Origin of the sequence: Shewanella sedimentimangrovi (assembly GCF_017354965.1) — a bacterium.
Lineage (GTDB): Bacteria > Pseudomonadota > Gammaproteobacteria > Enterobacterales > Shewanellaceae > Shewanella > Shewanella cyperi.
Genome location: NZ_CP071502.1, coordinates 2,469,087 through 2,489,661 on the forward strand (window position 1 = coordinate 2,469,087; position 20,575 = coordinate 2,489,661).

At 58.3% G+C, this 20,575-nt stretch carries 17 protein-coding genes; 6 read left to right on the forward strand and 11 right to left on the reverse strand.

Translation table 11 applies throughout. The annotated features are described in order from the left end of the window. Positions 1-112: 112 nt before the first annotated feature. The 4 genes from JYB85_RS10760 to JYB85_RS10775 all read right to left on the reverse strand — a co-directional run bounded on the left by JYB85_RS10760 (position 113) and on the right by JYB85_RS10775 (position 5,593). Positions 113-592 (reverse strand): group I truncated hemoglobin, encoded by a 480-nt coding sequence (locus JYB85_RS10760; RefSeq protein ID WP_207379304.1) that lies wholly within the window; start codon positions 590-592, stop codon positions 113-115. A gap of 627 nt (positions 593-1,219) precedes the next feature. Next, complete coding sequence (locus JYB85_RS10765; RefSeq protein WP_207379305.1) at positions 1,220-2,449, reverse strand: efflux RND transporter periplasmic adaptor subunit; 1,230 nt, start codon at positions 2,447-2,449, stop codon at positions 1,220-1,222. A 51-nt stretch (positions 2,450-2,500) separates the two neighbouring features. Next, positions 2,501-4,870: an ABC transporter permease gene (locus tag JYB85_RS10770; RefSeq protein WP_207379306.1), complete on the reverse strand. Its 2,370-nt coding sequence runs from the start codon at positions 4,868-4,870 to the stop codon at positions 2,501-2,503. A 6-nt stretch (positions 4,871-4,876) separates the two neighbouring features. Then, complete coding sequence (locus JYB85_RS10775; RefSeq protein WP_228730082.1) at positions 4,877-5,593, reverse strand: ABC transporter ATP-binding protein; 717 nt, start codon at positions 5,591-5,593, stop codon at positions 4,877-4,879. A 375-nt stretch (positions 5,594-5,968) separates the two neighbouring features. Between JYB85_RS10775 and JYB85_RS10780 the strand changes: the two genes are divergently transcribed. Then, positions 5,969-8,167, forward strand: coding sequence for a sensor domain-containing diguanylate cyclase (locus JYB85_RS10780; RefSeq protein ID WP_207379307.1), 2,199 nt, complete (start codon positions 5,969-5,971; stop codon positions 8,165-8,167). 70 nt (positions 8,168-8,237) lie between these two features. Here the strand turns inward: JYB85_RS10780 and nadE are convergent, their stop codons facing one another. Further along, positions 8,238-9,068, reverse strand: a complete 831-nt coding sequence (nadE, locus tag JYB85_RS10785) for an ammonia-dependent NAD(+) synthetase (RefSeq protein WP_207379308.1) — start codon at positions 9,066-9,068, stop codon at positions 8,238-8,240. A 223-nt stretch (positions 9,069-9,291) separates the two neighbouring features. On the opposite strand from nadE, the gene JYB85_RS10790 reads away from it, so the two are divergent. Then, positions 9,292-9,945 carry a LysE family transporter gene (locus JYB85_RS10790; protein WP_207382040.1) on the forward strand — a complete coding sequence of 218 codons (654 nt, stop codon included), beginning with the start codon at positions 9,292-9,294 and terminating at the stop codon, positions 9,943-9,945. Position 9,946: 1 nt separating this feature from the next. Here JYB85_RS10790 and JYB85_RS10795 read toward each other — a convergent pair whose 3' ends face one another. Continuing rightward, positions 9,947-11,293, reverse strand: a complete 1,347-nt coding sequence (locus JYB85_RS10795) for a sigma-54-dependent transcriptional regulator (protein WP_207379309.1) — start codon at positions 11,291-11,293, stop codon at positions 9,947-9,949. Positions 11,294-11,330: 37 nt separating this feature from the next. Then, the gene (locus JYB85_RS10800; protein WP_207379310.1) at positions 11,331-12,983 is read right to left on the reverse strand and encodes a sensor histidine kinase; all 1,653 of its coding nucleotides are present in this window, start codon (positions 12,981-12,983) and stop codon (positions 11,331-11,333) included. Between the two features lie 379 nt (positions 12,984-13,362). Between JYB85_RS10800 and JYB85_RS10805 the strand changes: the two genes are divergently transcribed. Further along, the gene (locus JYB85_RS10805; RefSeq protein WP_207379311.1) at positions 13,363-14,019 is read left to right on the forward strand and encodes a hypothetical protein; all 657 of its coding nucleotides are present in this window, start codon (positions 13,363-13,365) and stop codon (positions 14,017-14,019) included. A 196-nt stretch (positions 14,020-14,215) separates the two neighbouring features. Further along, entirely contained in the window at positions 14,216-14,554 is a 339-nt protein-coding gene (locus JYB85_RS10810) for a hypothetical protein (RefSeq protein ID WP_207379312.1), read from the forward strand. 4 nt (positions 14,555-14,558) lie between these two features. Here JYB85_RS10810 and JYB85_RS10815 read toward each other — a convergent pair whose 3' ends face one another. The 3 genes from JYB85_RS10815 to JYB85_RS10825 are packed head-to-tail and all read right to left on the reverse strand — an operon-like array spanning position 14,559 to position 17,637. Next, positions 14,559-16,112, reverse strand: coding sequence for a PhnE/PtxC family ABC transporter permease (locus JYB85_RS10815; RefSeq protein WP_207379313.1), 1,554 nt, complete (start codon positions 16,110-16,112; stop codon positions 14,559-14,561). Beyond that, complete coding sequence (locus JYB85_RS10820; RefSeq protein ID WP_207379314.1) at positions 16,109-16,780, reverse strand: ATP-binding cassette domain-containing protein; 672 nt, start codon at positions 16,778-16,780, stop codon at positions 16,109-16,111. Before JYB85_RS10820 ends, JYB85_RS10815 begins: the two co-directional genes overlap by 4 nt. 2 nt (positions 16,781-16,782) lie before the next feature. Next, positions 16,783-17,637: a putative selenate ABC transporter substrate-binding protein gene (locus JYB85_RS10825; RefSeq protein ID WP_207379315.1), complete on the reverse strand. Its 855-nt coding sequence runs from the start codon at positions 17,635-17,637 to the stop codon at positions 16,783-16,785. Positions 17,638-17,809: 172 nt separating this feature from the next. Between JYB85_RS10825 and JYB85_RS10830 the strand changes: the two genes are divergently transcribed. Further along, the gene (locus JYB85_RS10830) at positions 17,810-18,484 is read left to right on the forward strand and encodes a response regulator (protein WP_207320049.1); all 675 of its coding nucleotides are present in this window, start codon (positions 17,810-17,812) and stop codon (positions 18,482-18,484) included. Continuing rightward, on the forward strand, positions 18,475-19,818 hold the full coding sequence (locus JYB85_RS10835; RefSeq protein ID WP_207379316.1) for an ATP-binding protein: 1,344 nt from the start codon (positions 18,475-18,477) through the stop codon (positions 19,816-19,818). The genes JYB85_RS10830 and JYB85_RS10835 overlap by 10 nt, the downstream gene beginning before the upstream one ends. Before the next feature lies 1 nt (position 19,819). Here JYB85_RS10835 and JYB85_RS10840 read toward each other — a convergent pair whose 3' ends face one another. Beyond that, entirely contained in the window at positions 19,820-20,515 is a 696-nt protein-coding gene (locus tag JYB85_RS10840; RefSeq protein ID WP_207379317.1) for a 2OG-Fe(II) oxygenase, read from the reverse strand. Positions 20,516-20,575 lie beyond the last annotated feature (60 nt).

Below are 20,575 nucleotides of genomic sequence, written 5' to 3' on the forward strand. Positions count from 1 at the left end.
TAAGAATTTCTCCCCGTGCCGATTTAATATCGGCCCCTTGAAGCGGTGGCTTTTTGATTATGTAAAGTAGAAAAACGAGTCATGCGACTCGTTTTTTCATGCCCGAAACAGGCTAAGACTTGCTTATCACTATGTCGGCCTTGGTTGAGGCCATGATATCCAACAGCTCCGCTGTTTCCTGCTCCGGCACCTGATGCTTGGCCAGAACTTGCTTGAACAGCGCTATCATACGGTCCCATTCATTCTCGGTGATATTTAGATGCTGATGGGTTTCTCGCATCGCCCGGCCACGATACTCGCAATCTCCTCCAGTGACCTGGCACACCATGGAGGTCACCCTGTACTTAAGGTAAGCTACAGGCACCCGCTTGCGGGCTGCATCTATGGCAGGATTGCGGTTAAGCTCATCATCCACCACCAACACATCCAGAAAATCGTTCACCACCACGCTGATGGGCATGAGGCCACCCAACCTGTCATACAGTGAAGGACTCGGAGTTGCCGGCTCGGCGTTATCGCCTTCGGCCATCACGGGGAAAACCGCCATTGAGACGGCCAGCCAGGTCCAGAGGAAAAACTTGGATTTAATCATATTCACCTCGGCACAGGGGAGCCCGTCGCCACATCCCCACACAAAAGCAGCTTTCGTTGTCCCGACGCAGACAGCAGGCTCCGCGGGCAGCCATTGCACCATGGCTTGGCGGCGCCCTGAAACACACCTTAATTAAACAGTTTAGTCGACTGCCGGGGTAATATCCCCAGGGGTCAGATTGTTGATTGAATGGATTTCGGCTATTCCCTGCTCCCATCCGGCTCTATACCCAGTGTCGGCATGACTCGTAGCCTTCCCTATATCTGGGGACATAACCGGATGTCGACATAACAAGAAGAACAGCAGTGGCTGCATGAGTGCCGCCGCAGCGCCAATCGAATCATGGACGGTGAGCTGGCTGTTAAAAAAGGAAGTTATCCGTGGACAAGCCAGGCACCTTGCCCGGGGGTGGGCTCGGCGCCCGCGGTTTGGGACCCACGACGTTGTGCTGCTGGCACAGCGGCTATCTTGAGCTTCTATGCAACTTCCTGAATGGGAAGTGCTAAATCACCTGCGGTGCGCTTTCGCAGTGCCAATCTTTGGTGTTCCAATCCAACATAGGCATAACCATCTAGCCTGGCTAACGGCAAAAGCAAACGCCTGGGATGTTGCACGCATCCCAAAGCGTCATTCATCCCGCCGGATGACCTTCACCCCTGGTGCCAACTGGGGATCCGGATACAGGACCACAATGTCATCCTCCGAAAGTCCTGCCAGCACCTCGGCATAACTGGCATTCTTATGCCCTATCTCCAGTGGTACCAATTCCAGACGGTCGTGAACTACCTTAAATACCGCCCAGGCATCCCCCTGGCGGAACAGGGCACTTATCGGCACACTGAGCACATGCTCCGCCGACCAGGTGGTGATAGTGCAATCAACCCGGAAACCATCGCCAAGTCTGGCCCGCTCGGCGGCGCTGCCGCTGAAGCGAATGAGGGTATTGACCCGCTGCTCCTCGACCCCGAGGGCTGAAAACTTGATAAATCCGCCGGGTTCGACGCGATCTACAGTCCCCCTGAGCGGCGCGCCGCCCCAGTCATTGATCTCCACCGCATCGCCGGGAGAGACCCGCACCGCATCCGAGGTTAAGAGCTCCACCAGCACTTCCAGTTCACGGTCGAGATCCGCAAGCTCCAGCAACAAGGTGCCGGGCAGCACCTCCTGGGCGCTTTTTTGCAGCACCTGCAGCACTGTGCCACTAATCGGTGCCAACACGGGCACAGCGGCCTCAGTGTTTGTTTTGGTGCCCATGTCGGTGCCACTGCCATTGGCATTTGCATTGGTAAGAGTCTGCTGGCCGGCGAGGCGACTGGCGGCGGCCTTGATCTCGGCCTCACGCAGGAGCAGCTCCGATTGCGCCGCCGCGACCTCGGCCCGGGCGTTGGCAAAATCCCGCTTCGCTCGTTGCAGCTCAGCCAGGCCAACACTGTGGTTGGCATAGAGAGATTCGATACGCGCGTTGTCTTGTTCTGCGAGGCGGACGTTTTCCCGGGCCTGGGACAGACGGGCGAGGCTGATGGATTTCGCCGCATGGGCGCCATCCAGGGCCGCTGCCGCCTCGCTGTATTCCCGACTGTCGAGCAGCCTGGCGGCTCCCGGAGCGATCATCGCGAGCAGCTGACCCTGTTGCACCTTATCGCCCGCCTCCAGCTCAAGTCGCTGCAGGTGCCCTGCCACCGGCGCCGACACCTGAAAGCGATTGCGCACCCGGGTGCGGCCCTGCTCGCTCACGGTTTCAGCCAGCGCCCGATAGCCGACCTGGGCCACATCGACCGGCACAGGCCGCGGCCAAAAGGCAAACAGCAACGCGGCCAACACCGCCAGCAGTGCGACCCATTTGATGACTTGTTGCAAAGACAGATGCGTTTTCAACTTAAGTTTTAACCACTGTGGTTTTAACAAGAGTCACTCCCAGGTTTTCAAGGCAATGACCAGATCGGTGCGGTCGAGATCGCGCCGAACCACCCAGGCCGAAAAGCCCGCGGCCAGCAACACGGCCAGGGCCGCAATGCCGTAGCTGTGGGGATCGACCACGGCGCGTATGGTATACAGCTCGGTGCTGAAGCGTACGGCGATAAGCTTGGTCAGATAAAATCCGCCCCAGGCGCCGAGCGGTAGCGCCAGCAGGGTTGCCAAGCCCATGTCCCCCAGCAGCACATAGGCGGCCTGGCCGCGGCTGTAGCCCAGCACCCGCAGGCAGGCAAGCTCGCGCACGTGTTCGGCGAAACTTATCCTGGCGCTGTTGTAGACCACACCGAAACTAATGATAGCGGCGATAAGGGCCATGATGTAGCGCACCGCGCCGGCGCCCTCGTTCATCATGCGCTCGAAGGCCGCGCGGGTCTGGGCTCTGACACTGACACCGGCCACCGCCGGCATCGCCTTGAGGCGACGATACAGGGCATCAACCTCAAGGGCATCGACCCGCAAGAAGGCACCACTCACCCTTTGCCTGTCCCGCAGCTTGGTTTCCATCCCTTTCAATGACAGGTAGGCAGGTGCGCCCAGCAAGGTATCGGCGATGCGGATAACCGGCAGCACCAGCTCCCGGCGGGCCTCGGACGTCAATTCCACCCGGACAGAGTCACCTGCGGCCAGCCCCAGCACCCGGGCCAGGGACTGGCCCAGCACCAACCCCTCGTCACGGATATACAGGGGATCACCCGCCGCATCCAAGGCCCGGTAAAAGGCACCCTGGCCCTTATTATCCAGCCCGGTGAGAGCACCGCGGTATTCCCTGAGCCCGGCCCTGAACACCACGGGCAATTGCCGCACCGGCTCCACCGCCAGCACCCCGGGCAAATGGGCGAGCTCAAACAGGGCAGCATAGGGCGCGGGCTCAACAAAGGAGACGGTGACATCGCTGCGATCGTTCAGGTTGAAATAGTCGTCTATGGCGCCATCGAAGCCGCTCAGGGTACTCAGCATGGCCACACACAGGGCCATGCCGGCGGCAATGCCCAGCACAGAACTCAGGTAGCGCTTCGGGCGCCTGAGCAAATTGCGCAGCACCATCTTGGCGGCGGGATCGAGCCGGTGTTTGAGCCAGGCCCCCAGATCGAGGGTGCGACTGTGATCGGGCGGCGTCGGCGGGCGCATGGCCTCGGCGGGCATCAGGGCAAACACCTTCCACAGCACCAGTGACGCCCCGGCCAAAGCCGAGCCTATGCTGACCAGGGCGGCGATAACAAAGGCCTTGGGTTCGGTTTGAAACAGCAGAAACGGAAACTTGAAGTAAAGCTGATACATATGGCTGATGCGGGTGCCTTCCAAAATGCCGAACAGGCAACCCAAAGCCGCGCCGCCACAGGCAATCAGCAGCAAAAACTTGACGTAATGCATTGTGACCTGGATGCGGCTGTAGCCAAAGGCCTTCAGCAGACCGATTTGCTCGCGCTCGGCGGCCAGCATCCTGGAAACCACGATAAACAGCAAAAAGGCCGCCACCGCGAGAAATATCGGCGGCACGGCTGCCGCCGAGGTCTTCAGGCCAGCAATTTCGTCCCGCACAAAGCGGTTGGAAAAATGGCTGTCGCGGTTAAAGGCGCCGCGGCCGCCGTAGCGTTCAAACAGGGTGTTGAGCGCCAGGATCACCCCCTCGTCCCGCATGCCCGGGGTGAGCCGCACCAAAAGTTGGTTAAATGCCCCTTCCAGCTCAAGGGCCTGGGACAGCGCCTTCTCGCGCATCCACAGCACGGCAAAACGGCCATCGTCCGGCGCCAGTTCCCCCGGCGGCGTGGTGTAAACATACTCGGGCGCCAGGGCGATACCGACCACGTGCAGCGTCCGGCGTTTGCCGCGGATGGTGACCGGCAGGCTGTCACCCGGCAGCAGATGCCAGGCATCGGCAAAGCCCTTGAGCAGCAACACCTCATCACCGCTGTGGGGCGCGGGCAAGCGCCCGCCACTGAGATACAGCCGGTTGAGTGCCGGCTCGCTGAAGTCCGGCAGGGAAATCATCTGGCCATAGACCGGGGTGGCAAATTGCGGCAGGTCGATGAGCGCGCCGCCGCTGACGCGGGTTTCCGCCCGGGCCACACCTTCAAGTTCCCGCACCCGTTCGGCAAGCGCCTTGGGTGCCCGCACCAGATCCACAAACACATCGGCAAAGCGGAAGCGGGCGTAATAGGCATCGCGGGTTTGCTCCAGGGTGTTGATAAGGCTGGTCATCATCACCATGACCATGACCCCCAGGGCGATAACCAGCATGATGGCCAGCGCCTGGCCCTTAATGCGCCACAGATCCCTGAGCAGCTTGCGATTGAGGGGACTCATGGCCGCTTACCACACCAGTTGGTCGGCATCGAGCTGGGTGTCATTGACAAACACCTCCTGGATGCGACCGTCACCGAAGCGGATCACCCTGTCTGCCATGGCTTGTGTGGCCGCCGCGTGGGTGATGATGATGACCGTGGTGCCAAGACGGTGATTGATCTCCTGCAGCACCTTGAGCACGGACCTGCCGGTGACGCTGTCGAGCGCCCCGGTGGGCTCATCGCACAGCAATACGGTGGGCTGCTTGGCGATGGCCCGGGCGATGGCAACACGCTGCTGCTCGCCGCCGGACAATTGACTGGGAAAATGCTCGGCGCGCTCCGACAGGCCCACCAGCGCCAGGGCGTCCTCCGGCGTCATGGGGTTGTCGGCAATATCGCTGACCAGCTCCACGTTTTCGCTGGCGGTCAGCGCCGGCATCAGGTTATAGAACTGGAACACGAAGCCCACGTGGCGACGGCGATATTCGGTGAGCGCCGCCTCGTCCATGGCGACCAGGGAAGTATCATTGAAGCAGGCCTCGCCAGCGCTCGGCCGGTCGAGGCCACCGAGTATGTTGAGCAAGGTGGACTTGCCGCTGCCGGATGGTCCCAGCAACACCAGGATTTCACCGCCGGGAATGTCGAGGTCGACGCCCCGCAGCGCGTGCACCGCCGCCTCACCCTCGCCATAGATTTTGGTCAGGGCCGAGATACGGTAGATGGGTAAAGATGCAGTGTTCACGGGCGCAATTCCCTGGCTGCGCTTTTACTCAAGTGTAGTCCGGATTAAGGGATATTCCTTGTGTAACACCAAGTTAGCTTGGGTTGCGCTTGAATCGGGTGTGAGAGAAAGGCAAAGCCTGCGGCGGCCATGCTCATCGCGATAGCAGCTTGTATAACGCCTCATGCATGCAACCTGGCAGCTTTGTCGATTCCCGGTCGGCTTGCCAGTGAATAAATACCTCCACCCTTGCGCCCCAACTGCACAGCCCCCGCTCAAACACCCGAGTTTTAGCTCAACCAAGCCACTGAATTACCGATTTATTTACTTGTGCCGCCCCACGCTCACGGCTAGCATAGAAATGCCGACATCATTGTTTTACCAAAGGAAGCCCGGGTGCCACATATCGGAATTTCGCTGCGCCAATTCGGTCTGGCTGTGGCCTTTGGCCTGACGGGCCTGCTGCTGAACCTGTTCCCACTGCCACTGTTTGCGGCAGTGCAGCTGATTTTTGGCAATACCCTGTATGTATTGGCAGCCCTGTGCCTGGCTCCCGGCCTTGCTTTGATCACGGCGCTGCTGTGCACCCTGGGGCTCTACTGGCACTGGCAGGAGCCCTATGTGTTCATGCTGTTTCCGCTGGAGGGCCTGTGGCTGGCGCTGGCGAGGCGCCGGGGTCATTATGCCCTGCATGCGGATCTGGCCTACTGGCTGCTGCTGGGTATTCCACTCATCTACCTGTACGGCCTGCTGGCCACCGAACTGCCCAGCGCCCATTTGCTGTTTGCGGTCAGCAAGCAGGCGGTCAATGGCCTGCTCTATACCAGTCTCGGCGCTATACTGCTGATTTTCATTCCCAAACTGGCAGCCTTGGGCAACCGGGTCCATGGCACCCGACGTGTACGCTTCAGTAACCGCCTGGCCTATGTGTTTACCCTGTTCCTGACCCTGACGCTGATGGGCAGTACCCTGACCTTCAACGAGTTCTTTCTCAAAGCCCAACAGGCACTGATAGATGAAAATCTGCAGAATAAAACCCAATATCTGGTGCAGGCCACAGACAACTACATTTCCGAACACAGGACGGCCATAGCCCAGGCGGCGGATTGGTTGAGTCTGGAGGTACCTGAACCCGAGCAACAACAGGAAATGTTGACCCGCCTGCACCGTCACTATCCGGCATTCCTCACCATGTTGCTGACCAATGACAGGGCCCACATAGTGGCGGCCAGTCCGGCGGCGCGGCTGCTCGATCCCCTGATCCAATCCGGCGATTACAGCGTGGCCGACCGCCATTATTTTATCGAGGCCTTTTATAACCAGCGCCAATATCTGTCGCCGGTGTTTTTGGGGCGCGGTTTTGGCACCGATCCCATAGTTGCCATCAGTGCCCCCCTCTTTGTGCCGGGAAATCGGTTAAAGCCCAGGGGCATAATAGAAGGGTCGCTGGATCTTGGCCGCTTTGGTCAGCTGAACAAGTTAAGCAGCCAAGGGAGCAAACATTTCATTGTCATCACCGATGAGCAGCGCAAGGTCATCTATGCATCGCCCGAACTGGGCCTTGAATCCCTCGCAGAACACCCCTTGAAGCCCAGTGGCAACGGATACCGGATTTTCCTGCCCATGATGAATATCAGCGAGCCGGATAACACTCACCCCGAATATATCTACGAAACTGCTGCCACCAAATTTGGCTGGCAAGTATACGTGTTGCAACCCTTTGAACCTTTGCTGGAACTGGCTGAGGTGCAGTACCTGCGCACCGGTTTGCTGATGGTGTTGGCGATTCTGGCATCGCTGTGGATGGCGCTGCGGATAAGCCGGCTGATGACTGAGCCGCTGGAGCAAATTGCCAACCATGTTGGGCGCTTTGACGAGCTGGACCAACTCAATGACAGCAATGTCACAGTAGAGGTGCAGTCCCTGTTCAACCGCCTCAGGCACAGCCAGCAGCAACTGCGGGGTTACCAGCTGGAGCTGGAAGAAAAGGTCGCCGAACGCACCCGTGAACTGGAGCTGGCCAACGCCGAACTGCAGCGACTGGCCGAACGCGACGGTCTCACCGGGCTATACAACCGCCACTATGCCGTTTCCCAATTCGAAACCCTGCAAGCCATGTGTGAGCGCAGCGGCGAAGCCATTACCGTGGCCATTCTTGACATCGACTGGTTTAAAAAGGTCAACGATACCTATGGTCACCTTGCCGGTGACGAATGCCTGCGCCAGGTGGCCGCCCTGCTCGGGCAGGAGTTCAAACGTGATTCGGACGTGGTGGCCCGCTACGGCGGTGAAGAGTTTTTGTTATTGCTGCCCATGACCAATGCGCTCAAGATTGAAGATCACCTCAACAGCTTCCGCGCCAGGCTCAAGGACACCACAATGATCAGTCCCAGCGATGGCCGTGAATTCAGCATCAGTGTCAGCATGGGGGCCCTGGTGGCCAATGCCAGCTACGCCGGAGAGTTGGATCCCTGGATTAAGCTTGCCGACGACAATCTGTACCGTGCCAAGAACGCCGGCCGCAATAAGGTATTCTGCAGCATATTGAAGGGGCCGGATAACGGCGAATTCCAGGATGAGGCCCTGGGCATATAACCCGGGCATACGAAAAGGGGGCCTTGGGCCCCCTTGTTGTTAAGTCTCTATAAATCAGCCGTAAAAAATATCAATCGTAAATGGTCGGGATCGGCTGGCGCTTGTGCTGGGTCGCCTTATAAATGGCCACCAGCTTGTCCTCCACCTCCTGACTGACGGCCTTGCCTTCGAGGAAGTCATCAATCTGGTCGTAGCTCAGCCCCAGGGCCACTTCGTCCTCCAACCCAGGCTTGTTGCATTCCAGGTCTGCTGTCGGCGCTTTCTTCACCAGCACCTCGGGAGCACCGAGGAAGGCGGCCAACTGGCGCACCTGACGCTTGTTGAGACCAAAGAGCGGCGCCAGATCGCAGGCACCATCACCCCACTTGGTGTAAAAGCCGGTGATGTTCTCGGCGCTGTGGTCAGTACCCACCACCAGGCCGCCGGTGAGGCCGGCAATTTCATACTGGGCTATCATGCGCATCCTGGCCTTGACGTTACCTTTAACGAAGTCCACCTTGGCGTCTTCCGGCAGGGCTATGCCGGCTTCTTCCATGGCCGCCAGGGCGGTAAAATGCACGCCGTCGACGCCGCTGTGGACATTGACTGTCACCAGCTTGCTGGGCCGGATAAACTGGCAGGCCATCTGGGCTTCGTGTTCATCCTGCTGAATATGGTATGGCAGGCGCACAGCGATAAAACGGTATTCCCCGCTGTCATGCTCGGCATTGAGTTCATCGACCGCCAACTGGCACAGGCGACCGGCAACCGAGGAGTCCACCCCGCCGCTGATCCCGAGCACCAAAGTCTTGCTGTGGGCCGCTTTCAACCTGGCCTTGATAAAGGCCACCCGGCGCTGGACCTCAAAGTCGGGGGTAATGGAGGTGAGTACTTTCATCTCACGCAGAATCTGTCCTTTCACTGTGTGCTCCGCTGACTGTCTTTGTCTGAAATCGCCATAGGGTCCCGGCAATAAAGTGCTGGCCGAGCGCCTTGGCCACCCTATAAGATGGACTGAATTGTTTCATATCGGGCCACAGATGCAACTGGAAAATGCCCTGTACTGAGCCTTGTTGGCAAGCCACAGCCAAAGGCCTGAAATCCGGGTGCATAATGCCCATCACCAATAGTAGGAGAACAAGATGCTGGACCTGTCGCTGCTTGCCACTCTGGGGGTTATTCACAGCGTGGCCCTGATGAGCCCCGGGCCCGATGTCGCCATGGTGCTGCGGGTTGCCAGCAGCAATCCCCCCAGGGTAGCCCTGCTGACCGCCACCGGGATCAGCCTGGCGATACTGCTGCACACCCTAGCCAGCCTCACCGGCCTTAGCCTGATCATCCAGAGTTCCCCCTGGCTCTTTGGCCTGGTGCAATTGGCCGGCGCCTCGTATTTGGGCTGGATGGGATTGGGGGCCCTGCGCGGTGCCCTGGCCCAGTGGCGCGCCCGCAGCGATGGCGCGTTTTCCCGGGCAGCCCCGCTGCCGCTCAGCCCCTTCAAGGGCTTCACCCTGGGCCTGGCTACCAATTTGCTCAATCCCAAGGCACTGGTGTTTTTCCTGACCTTGTTTTCGGCCCTGATCACCCCACAGGTCAACTTGGCCACCAAAAGTGCCGCGGCGGTGCTGTTGTTGCTGCTGTCGCTGGCCTGGTTCTGCCTGTTGGCACTGCTTTTGACCAAGCCTGGATTTCAGGCCTGGCTCAAGCGGATGCAACTGCCGATTGATGCCCTGACCGGCGGCCTGTTCCTCTTGGTGTCTGTCGGTATTCTCGGCAATCTGCTGCTGGGGTTGCTGGCCTAATTCATACCAGGCCGTGCTTTTCCAGCCGGTAAAGGAAGGCCTTGTAGCTCATGCCGAGCCACCTGGCCGCCTTGGTGCGATTGCCCTCGAAGCGCGCCATTGCCTGCGCCAGACACTGGCGCTCAAAGGCATCCCAATCCAGCCCCTCCTCGGGCAGCTGCATGCCGCCCTTGACCGTAACGGCCCCCGGGCGGGTCTCGGCCCTGAGTTCCTCTTCGTCCCCCAGCAGTACAAAGCGCTCAATGCGATTGGACAGCTCGCGCACATTGCCGGGCCAGGCATAATCCAGCAACTGCTTGAGGGTACTCTTGTCGAGCACGGGCGCGTCAAAACCGTATTGGCGGGCGTGTAATTTCAAAAAGTGCTCGATCAGCCGGCCTATGTCCTCACGTCGTTCCCGCAGCGGCGGCATGCGGATGGGTACCACGTTGAGACGATAGAAGAGATCTTCCCGAAAACGGCCCTCGGCCACTTCCTGCTGCAGGTTTCTGTGGGTGGCGGCTATGACCCGCACATCCAGGGTCATTTCCTGCTGGGCGCCGAGGCGGGTGATCACCCCTTCCTGCAAAAAGCGCAGCAGCTTGGTCTGTTGCAGCAAGGGCAGCTCACCGATTTCATCGAGAAACACTGTACCGCCATTGGCCGCTTCCAGCTTTCCCAGCTTGAGGCTGTTGGCGCCGGTGAAGGCCCCCTTCTCGGCCCCGAACAGCTCGGCCTCCGCCAGACTTTCGGGAATGGCACCGCAGTTGATGGCCACAAAGGGCCCATGCTGCCGGGCCGACAGCTGGTGCAGAGCTCTGGCCGCCAGCTCCTTGCCGGTACCGCTTTCGCCGCCAATCAACACTGTGGCATCGGTGGCGCTGATGCGCCGCAGCCGCTCAAACACCTGTTGCATGCAGGGCGCCTTGCCCACCAGCCCCACCAGGGCCCGCTGCTCCGACAGGGCGCTGGACAGTTCACGATTCTGGCGCTTGAGCGCCTGAGCCCTGGCAACCTTGTTGATGGCCAGCAGCAGGGTCTGACGCTGGTAAGGCTTGGTAAGGTAATCATCGGCACCGGCCTGGACCGCGTCCACCGCATGGCTGATGGTGCCGTAGGCCGTGGCAATGATAAAACCCAGATCCGGGTGTTCGCGCTTGACGTAATTGAGTAAATCCATGCCCGACAGCTGCCCCAGTTTCCAGTCGGAGAACACCAGATCCGGCATGTCGGCCTTGATGGCGACAATCGCCTCTTCGACACTGCCGGCAGCGCTCAGGCTATGGCCCGCTTCGGCCAACATGGCCACTATCAGTTCCCTTTGCCCGGGCTCATCTTCCACCACCAGGATTTTCAGCGTATCGGCCATGGCCACTCCTTATTTATTCCTTGCTCCGGGGCGCGGCTCATTTGATCTCCCCCGCCTGAGCGTCGGCCTGGACTGCAGCGGCTTGTTCATCAGTGCGGGCGAAATGCACAGTGACTTGAGTGCCGCCTTCGGGATTGTCCTCGAAACTCAAACGGCCCCCGTAATGGCTGTCCAGCAAGCGCATGGCAATATACAGGCCCATGCCCGTGCCTTCGGGTTTACTGCTGATATGGGGCTGGCCCAACTGAGTGCGAACGGCCGGCGGCAGTCCGGCGCCCCAATCGCACACCCTCACCCGTATTTCGCTGTCATCCTGTTCCAGCGCCACATCCAGACGCAGCGGCTTGTCGGTCGCCAAAGTCCCATAGGACTCGCAGGCATTGACCATCACAGCATGGAGAATGCTGCGCACCTCGGACTCCAGTCCGCGCACCCGGAGCCCCAGCTCGCGGCCGCTGACGTTGACTTGTGGGGACAGGCCACTGACCGAGAGTTCCAGCAGTATATCCTGCACCACGGCCGCCAACGGCACCCAGTTGCGCCCGGACACGCCACTGCCGCTCAGCACCAGCAGGGATTGTATATGCTTATCCATCATGGCAATTTTTTGCTGAATTTGCGCGGCCAGCCGCTCCCGCTCCCGGGCGTCTTCCCGGCTCGCCAACGACTCGGATAGGAGCCCCAGGGTGTGCAGCGGATTGCGCAGGCTGTGGGCTATGCCGCGGGTGATTTCCCCCAATTCCACCAGATGCTGCTGACCGCGCATCTGTTGTTCCTTTCGGCTCAGCTCCGCCAGCTTGGCACTCATGGCATTAAAGCCCGCCAGCATCTGTTTAAGCTCCTCAACCCCACGGGGCTCAAGTTGTACCCCCAATTGCCCCTCACCCAGCAATTTGTGTCCCTTTGCCAGCTCGGACAGGGGCCGACTGACATGGTGACTGAGCCAATACGCCAGCAAAATGCCGACGCCGCAGGACACCAGGATTAACAGCAAGGTCCATTCGCGGAAACGGGTCAGAGCCGAGGTGGCGCCGTCCTGGCTGACATCTATCCTGTGGATCTGCGGGATAGTGCCGCTTTCAATCAATTGCACCTGGCCCCGGTCAAGCCACTGACGGGTATCCAGCTCCAGGTTTTCCAGGGCCCGTTCGACTTTCTGGCGGTATTCGCGGCCCATGACTTCGCGGGCATGGCGCAAATGCTCGCGCTCTTGTTGCAATTGCTCATACTGGCGCTGCAACTCCTGCTTGATATGGGCGGGAAGCTCATGCTGTTTGCCGCTGTCTGCCTGCCACTGTGACAGGGTTTGCTCCAGTGTCGCTATGGCCTTGTCCAGTTCGGCACTTTCTCTTTCCTGGAGAGCATTTTGTTTTTCCTCATCTGCACTTTGTCTGTCCAGCTCTACCCTTTGCCTCTCATTGTGGGTGGCAATTGGCTCCGGCTCCGGCACAGCGGATTTGTCCAACCACTCCACTTCGGCCTCAAATGCCGCCACCTCTTCGGCCGAGGGTTCGGTATCGTCCACGCTGTTAACCACCACACTGACCAGCTGTCTGGACAAGGACAACGAACTTTGCTGCAGCTCTTCATCCAGCTGGCCTTTGACATAGCCGGTGAGCAACATCTGGCTAAGCCCCAGCATCAGGATGAGGGTGGCAAACAGGATAAACAGGTAACGCTTAATAGACATCGGAACCTCTCGCAGGCCATGGGCGGCCGGAAAATTACTCAGCTTACCGGCACTATTCAATTAAGGTGCCAGCAAGGCGTCGGCAGCCAGTTTCCCACTATCATGCAATCAATTCACTGAATAATAAAGGGTTATCCCATTGCAGCACCGGGCAGGCTTTGGACCTGTAACATGGGATAACCGCGGGATTTACTCATTTGGGGAAATGTATCTGCCCATTTGCGGCATAAGGCTGTGTTGCCACCCCAAGCTAACAAGACATATTCCCACTAATTCAATCAGTTACAAAGTTGGCACGATTTGCGCCTTATCCATGGCAGCACCAGGGATAACCTGGCGATACAAGCAACACCCATCTATCAACACAAGGAAAGCTCAAATGAATACAAGGTTCAATATCCCCGGTCGCCTGAACATATTACTGGCCTCATTGCTCAGTGCCGGTCTGTTACTCAGTCAGGCCAGCTGCGCCGCCCCCAGCCAGGTCCCGGATGGGAGTCAGGAAGAAAAAACCCACGTGCGGGTAGTAGTCGATGGCAATGTCACCGAAGCCGACTTCAGTGACGACGAACTCAAGGACAGCGCCACCATAGACAATAAGCTCGGTGCCCTGCCCGATGAACAAAGGCAAAAGGTCGGCAAGCTGCTCAAACGCATGGGCGAAGGCAAGATGCCGGGGATGGACCCCGAGTTCGACAAAAGGTTGGCCGCCTTGCAAGCCGAGATGGAAGAGAGACAAAAGGTCATTGAATTTCATACCAAAGAGTTTGAACAACGCGTCGAATCCAAGGCCAGGGAATTGGAGGAGCGCGGCCATGAAATCGAACTTCTGGTACAGGCTCATATGCCCCATGAGGTATTGGAATGGGATGATGAAGACGGCATGGAGCTGGAAATCATCCGCGGTGACAAACAGGATGGCAGGCGGGTATTCCAGGTCAGACATCACGATGTCACCGAAGCGCTGCTGGATATGCTCAAACACAACAAGCTGACCGAGGAGCAAAAAGCCAAGCTGCGTGAGGCACTGAACTGATCCTCTGAGTCACGGATGCGGGCCCGGTGCCCGCATTCTGCTTCAGATCAACCCGTGAATTTCCCTAACCGTAAACGAAACGGCAAAAGCGCGATCCGGATCACCCAGGAAAATCCATTCTGTGATGCAGCTTCATTTACGTGCCCGTCAAGGGGACTATGCTGACCTCAACTGGATTAGCAAAAGGGAAATTATCATGTGGTGGCGTACCTTTATCATTGCCTTGGCCTGCCTCCTGACCGGGGCTCACTTCCTCCGATATGACAATCTTTTACTGACCTTGGGTTGTGCCCTGCTGCCTTTGCTGTGCTTTGGGCCAAAACCGGCCTTGAGACTGCTGCAACTGGCACTCTTGTCCATGCTGATCCTGGTGTGGGGTATGAGTACCTTCGACTATGTGCAGCTACGCATGGCAGCCGGTGTACCTTGGATGCGCTTGTTGCTGATTATGGGAGCGGTCATGACCTACATGAGTCTGGCGCTGTGGGCCAGCTTCGGCCTCGATAACCTCAGACCACAGGAAGCAAACGACTGACGCCTCAGCAGCGCTCCGGTAGCAGGCTGCGGCCCGGCGTCAGCAGCCTTCTGGCCAGAATATCGACCCCAATGTTGAGCAGCGCGGTGCAAATCATCAGCACCAGGGCGCCGGCAAAGCGGATTTCGGCAAAATTGCTGTCGATATAGAAACCCAGGGTGGCAATGCCGAGCATGCCCAAAATAGCGGTTTCACGCAAAATGACCTCAAAACGGTAAAACAGCAAGGCCATAAACCCAGGGTAAATCACCGGCAGGATCCGATAGCCGAAGCCGTCAAGGCCGGCCGGCAAAGCTTTACCTTCCCTGTCCACCGCCCTGGCGGTTAAAAAAGCAATCAGGCCGCCGTTATGCAGCGCCAGCGCCAGCATGGCCGGCAGCATGGAAGGGCCGAGCAGCAGCATAAACACAAAGGCAAACACGTATTCGGGAATGGCGCGCATCAGCAGCAGTCCCAGCCAGCGCAGCGCTCTTGGCACCCTGTCCCAGCGCCTTGGCTCACGGGTTTTCCGTCCCCAGGGCAGCAGCAACATCACCAGCACATGGGTCATGCCCAACGCCGCCAGAGCCAACACCAGTGTCGATCCTATGCCCGGCAACGCCTGTTGCTGCAGCAAGCGCCAGAGCCAGTCGCAGGTCTGCCACAGTGCGGCGGGCACTTGACTCAAGGATGCGCCCGCCAGCAGCCACTGTTGCACACTCGCGGGCCAGATATCCTGACTGACAAATCGCCATAGCAAACTGCCATCAACCTGGGCCAGTGGCGGCAGCGTATAGATGGCCAGTAGCAGGTAAAGCGGCACCAACCAGCGCCGGCACCACAGGGAAATAGTGCCAATCAACAGCACAAACAGCAGCAACAGCGCCATCCCCTCCGGATAATGGCCCTGGCGGAAGGCGCTTTCCAGATGGAATCCCAGGGTCGGCATACCGATAAAACCCAGTACGGCACTGCTGCGCAGTCCGCACTCAAAGCGGTAACGTACATAAGCACGCATTTCCGGCAGCACGTGCACCACCTTGCCGAACACGTAGCGACTGATGCCGTCCACGCCCGCCGGCAAGGTACTGTCGGTGACTCTTGGCGCCCGGCACAACATATCGTGGAACACCCGGGCGAATGTGCCGGCGTAGGGCAAGATCAAGGCCATCACCCCGGTGAGCGGCGACAGGCCGAAAATCTGCAAAAATAGCAGGGCCCAGAACAGCTCATGTATGGCGCGCACAAAGGCGCAAGCCGCGGCTATCAAGGGATGGTGATACACCAGCGCCAAGCCCGAGCCCAGCAGCAAGCCGCCACTCACCCCGAGCAAGGCAAAACTCACCGTTTGCCACAGGGCATCAAGCAACTGCTCGGTGGCGAAAAAATCCGGCGCCAGCAGGCCAGCGAGCATGCGCCTCAGTTCGTTCCAGGGCTCAAGGGCGATAACCTCGGTGTCGGCCACCAGGAACGCCAGCGCCGACAGCAGCCACAGGGCCAAGGTCAAGCGGGTCCAGCGACCGGCAAAGGTCCAGGACCCAGGGGGTTGGGAAGATGACTCAAACAACTGCTTGTTCATGATGTGGCGTCGGCCGCGGTGTCCAGGTAGAAGCTGTCCAGGGCCGAGGCATCCAGATTGGCGGTGGGACTGTCGAGTATCACCCTGCCCTCGGCTATACCGATAATACGATCAAAATAATTCAGTGCCTGTTGCTTATTGTGCAGCACCATTATTGTGCTGTGGTGCCTTGCCTGTATACGGCTCAGCAATCGCTGGGCCATCAGAGGATCCAGAGCCGACAGGGGTTCGTCACCAATAAAAATGTCTTTGTTCTGATACAGGGCTCGCGCCAGCGCAACCCTCTGTCTTTGACCGCCGGACAGTCGCCCCACCGCAGTGGTCAGGGGACAGTCCAATTCCAGCTCATCACACAGGGCACGGATAGCGCTTTTGTGGCCGGCCAGGGGCCATGCCAGATTCAAAAGGTTATAGGACCAGTGATGACGGGCCAGGGCGCCCATATACACGTTATGAAACACGCTCAGGCCATCCACCAAACCCTGGGCCTGGGCACAGAGGGCTGCCTCGGCCGCGAGCTGTTGATGGATATGACCGAGCAAAGTGGACTTGCCGGCGCCCGAGGCACCGACAATGGCGACCCGCTCTCCCCTATGGAAACTGAGCGAGTCACAACCAAAGACCTGTCGCCCCTGATAGCCGAGCGACAGGTGTTGCAGATGCAGCATGTTCAGTCCAGCAGACCTATGGCCTTGGCCACGGTTTCCACCGGCTCATAATCCTGATTGGTGGCGGGCACAAAGGACTGGCGCGGGAAGCTGGCCAGCAGATCCGGGTCTTTCATCTCCAGCAGCGCCTTGGTGAGCTTGTCCTTGAAGCCGGCACCGAAGCTGGCATCCAGACCGGCGCGGGCGGTCCACTGGTAGTCAGGGTACTCAGGGCTTTCCCAGATGACTGAAACCTTGCTGGTATCCACCTTGCCCTGGGCCACAGCGGATTCCCACACCTTGTAGTTCACGGCACCGACCTGATACACGCCGGCTTCCACCTGGGCTATGGTACGGCTGTGATCACCGGAGAAACCCACACGCTTGAACAGATCCTCGGGTTTCTTGCCCAGGTGCTGCTCCACATAGAACTGGGGCATCAGGCGGCCGGAAGTGGAATCCTTGGAGCCGAAGGTAAAGGTATAGCCTTCAATTGCGGGGAAACCGTCACCCTTGGCCAGGCCTGTGCTGTGGTGGGCAATCAAAAAGCTCTTGAAGAACTGATCTTCATAGCCCTGGGCTATGGCTTCTGAGCCAGGCACCAAACGACGGGCCTGTACACCGGACAAGCCGCCGAACCAGGCCAATTGCACCTGGTTGTTGCGAAATGCCGTCACCGCCGCGGAATAGGATTTCACCGGCACATACTTGACCTCAACCCCGAGCTGAGTCTCAAGATAGGCGGCCACCTTATCAAAACGGCTGCGCAGCGCGGATTCATCTTCATCGGGAATGGCGGTAAAGGTAAAAGTAGTTGCACTTGCCATTGGGGCAAGCAGGGAAAGGCAAAGACCAAACAGGGCCGACAGACGTTTCATGGGGACATACTCCTAAAATTTTTGGCATTTTAAAGCATTAAAATACTGGCACAAGGGCTGAATGCAGCCATGTCAGCCCGGGTTAAGCATTTTTGCCGTAGAATGCGGCAAAGTTTTTACAGTGACCAGTGACTTGCGTACACTGGGTCCAGTTTGATTCAGGAAACCCGGTATGAGAATTCTTGTCGTTGAAGATGATCCCCTGCTGTCCCACCATCTCAAGGTGCAACTCACAGAGCTTGGCAATCAGGTCCAGGTCGCCCGCACCGCAGGTGATGGTTTTTATCAGGCAACCAACTATCCCATAGATGTGGCCATAGTGGATCTGGGCTTGCCCGATGGGGATGGTATCAGCCTTATCACCCAATTACGCAACGAAGGGCTGAAGGCGCCTATCCTTATCCTCACCGCGCGGGTCAATTGGCAGGACAAGGTCGAGGGTCTCAATGCCGGTGCCGACGACTACCTGGTCAAGCCATTCCAGAAAGAGGAGTTGGTGGCACGGCTCGATGCCCTGGTGCGCCGCAGCGCGGGCTTTGTTAAACCCAGGATAAGCAGTGGTGATCTGGAGCTGGATCTTGCCGCCAAACAGGTGACACTCAATGGCGAGCGCATGGAGGTCACGGCCTTTGAATACCTGATCCTCGAATACCTGATGCGCCACTGTCACGAGGTTGTCGCCAAGCAGCGTCTGCTGGATGTGATTTACGGTGACAAGGAAGGCGATCCCAACACCATAGAGGTCATGGTCAGCCGCTTGCGTAAAAAGCTCACCAAGGAAGGCATGGATACCCCCATAGTCACCATCCGTGGCCAGGGTTATAAGTTCAATCTGCCATGCAATTAAAACCCAAAAAGCGTCTGTTGACGCGCATGTATCTGACCTCGCTGTCGATCATTACTCTGGTGGGCTTCGGCCTCGCCTGGATGGTCAACATGCTTCATGCCCAGAACAGCTACAACGAGGAAACCGCGCAACTGATTGCAGAAATTCCCCAGGTGGCGGCCGAGCTGAGGGAGCATGATCTGATCCCCGACACCTCAGCCTGGCTGGATGAAAACAAAAAGCCCGGCGGCTTTGTGGTGGTGTCCTGCGATGACAGGTTCAAGCAGGTGTGGACCTCGGCGCTGGCGGTGGATAAGGGTTTGTTCGACACCTGCGAACGTTTCAATGAAATCCGCGGCGACTCTCCCCCCTACTACCTGACCCTGGCCGATGAGCGGGGTTATTTTATCTATCTGTTGTCGGTGGAGATCAGCGGCGTTCATTACAACCTGCTGATGATGAAAGATGCCGCCCGGCTGGAGCTGGAATCCAGCAAATATGCGCGCACCACCTATTTGCGTCTGGCATTGGTACTGGCGTTGGCACTGCTTTTGCTGGTCAGTGCCGCCTACTGGGGGTTGAGACCTCTGACGCGGATGCAGGCCGAGCTGCAAGCCATTAGCGATGGCAAGGCCAGTTCCCTGTCCGGTGGTTATCCGGTGGAAGTGGAAGGTATCACCCAGGCGCTCAACCAGTTGTTGCTGCAAACCAAATCCCAACAGGAACGCTATCAGAATGCCATGAACGATCTGGCCCACAGCCTAAAGACCAGGCTGGCGGCTGTGCATGCCATCACCGACGATTCAGCACTCGATAAAACAAGCAGCCACGAAAAAATCATGGAGCAGGTCAGCCAGATGGATCATCTGGTGAAATACCAGCTCAAGCGCGCCATGCTAGGCCGCAAAGGCCTGAAGCAGGAACAGACCCAGGTCGCGCCTCTGGTGGAACAGCTGGCACAGATGCTGTACAAGATCCACCGTGACAAGTCGGTAAAATTTAGCGCCAACATCCCACCGCTGATCCTGTTTCCCGGTGACAAGGGGGATTTGATGGAGCTGTGTGGCAACCTGATGGAAAATGCCTTCAGGCTTTGTATCAGTCAGGTTCGGGTGACGGCGGCAATCACAGATGAGGGTGAATTTGAACTCAGGGTGGAAGACGATGGCCCGGGTGTGGCCGAAAGCCTGAGGTATAAGATTCTTGAGCGCGGCGTCCGTGCCGACAGTCAAAGTCCCGGTCAGGGCATAGGGCTGGCCGTGTGCCATGAAATAGTCGAAAGTTACAACGGCAGCCTGACGATAGAAGAGTCGGCCCTTGAGGGCGCCCTGTTCCGGATCCGGATCCCGGTCTGAATCAGCGCGGCTGGCCGTACAATTGCTCGGCGCGGTTGAACATGATCCAGGACGTGGCGATATATTTATCATTGCTCAGCGGCATATTGCCCCGATGCGAATGGGTAAAGCCCGCCGGGGCTATCACCAGGGTGCCCTTGGTGGGCTTGAATTTGCGCTGCTGGTAATAGAATTCGGTTTCGCCGCCTTCGGCCACATCATTGAGGTAATACATGTACAGTACCACCCGGTGCAACGCCTCATTGTGCCCCGGCTGAGGAAACTGTTCCGAATGCCAGTGTGGATAGCCACCCAATTTTTGTGGGTACTTCTGGACATTGACCGTGCCGCTGCGGTAAAGATACTTCACCAGAGCCTCGGCACGGGGAGCACCCAATTCGGCGTAGTTGTCCGGATTGAGTGTGACCGGCTGGCCATTGGCGTCGGCCACTGTGACAGCCACGGCCCCCATTAATGCCATGGCGTATTTATTGAAGTAATCGGTGGCCCCCTTAAGGGTGTACCCCAGCAGTTCATTGCGGATAGGCTGGAGATCGGCATGGGCATCAAGCATCAGATCACGACTGAGCTTCTTCTCCTTGTCCACGCCGTTGCCCGTGTGACCGTCTGTGACCCCCTTGTGGGACTCAAAAGTGGCAATCAGACGATCACAGAGATCATCCGGTATCGCATTGGGATAGATTTCGATAAAATCCATAGCATTCTCGCTCGCTGCTGTCGCTCTTTTAGCCTGCTATGCTGACACGTGACTTAAGTA

Coding starts and splice junctions, on each gene's coding strand:
- JYB85_RS10760 (WP_207379304.1), bottom strand. CDS start 592: ATGATTAAATCCAAGTTTTTCCTCTGGACCTGGCTGGCCGTCTCAATG.
- JYB85_RS10770 (WP_207379306.1), bottom strand. CDS start 4,870: ATGAGTCCCCTCAATCGCAAGCTGCTCAGGGATCTGTGGCGCATTAAG.
- JYB85_RS10795 (WP_207379309.1), bottom strand. CDS start 11,293: ATGGCCGATACGCTGAAAATCCTGGTGGTGGAAGATGAGCCCGGGCAA.
- JYB85_RS10820 (WP_207379314.1), bottom strand. CDS start 16,780: ATGCTGCATCTGCAACACCTGTCGCTCGGCTATCAGGGGCGACAGGTC.
- JYB85_RS10825 (WP_207379315.1), bottom strand. CDS start 17,637: ATGAAACGTCTGTCGGCCCTGTTTGGTCTTTGCCTTTCCCTGCTTGCC.
- JYB85_RS10815 (WP_207379313.1), bottom strand. CDS start 16,112: ATGAACAAGCAGTTGTTTGAGTCATCTTCCCAACCCCCTGGGTCCTGG.
- JYB85_RS10840 (WP_207379317.1), bottom strand. CDS start 20,515: ATGGATTTTATCGAAATCTATCCCAATGCGATACCGGATGATCTCTGT.
- JYB85_RS10830 (WP_207320049.1), top strand. CDS start 17,810: ATGAGAATTCTTGTCGTTGAAGATGATCCCCTGCTGTCCCACCATCTC.
- JYB85_RS10810 (WP_207379312.1), top strand. CDS start 14,216: ATGTGGTGGCGTACCTTTATCATTGCCTTGGCCTGCCTCCTGACCGGG.
- JYB85_RS10805 (WP_207379311.1), top strand. CDS start 13,363: ATGAATACAAGGTTCAATATCCCCGGTCGCCTGAACATATTACTGGCC.
- JYB85_RS10835 (WP_207379316.1), top strand. CDS start 18,475: ATGCAATTAAAACCCAAAAAGCGTCTGTTGACGCGCATGTATCTGACC.
- JYB85_RS10800 (WP_207379310.1), bottom strand. CDS start 12,983: ATGTCTATTAAGCGTTACCTGTTTATCCTGTTTGCCACCCTCATCCTG.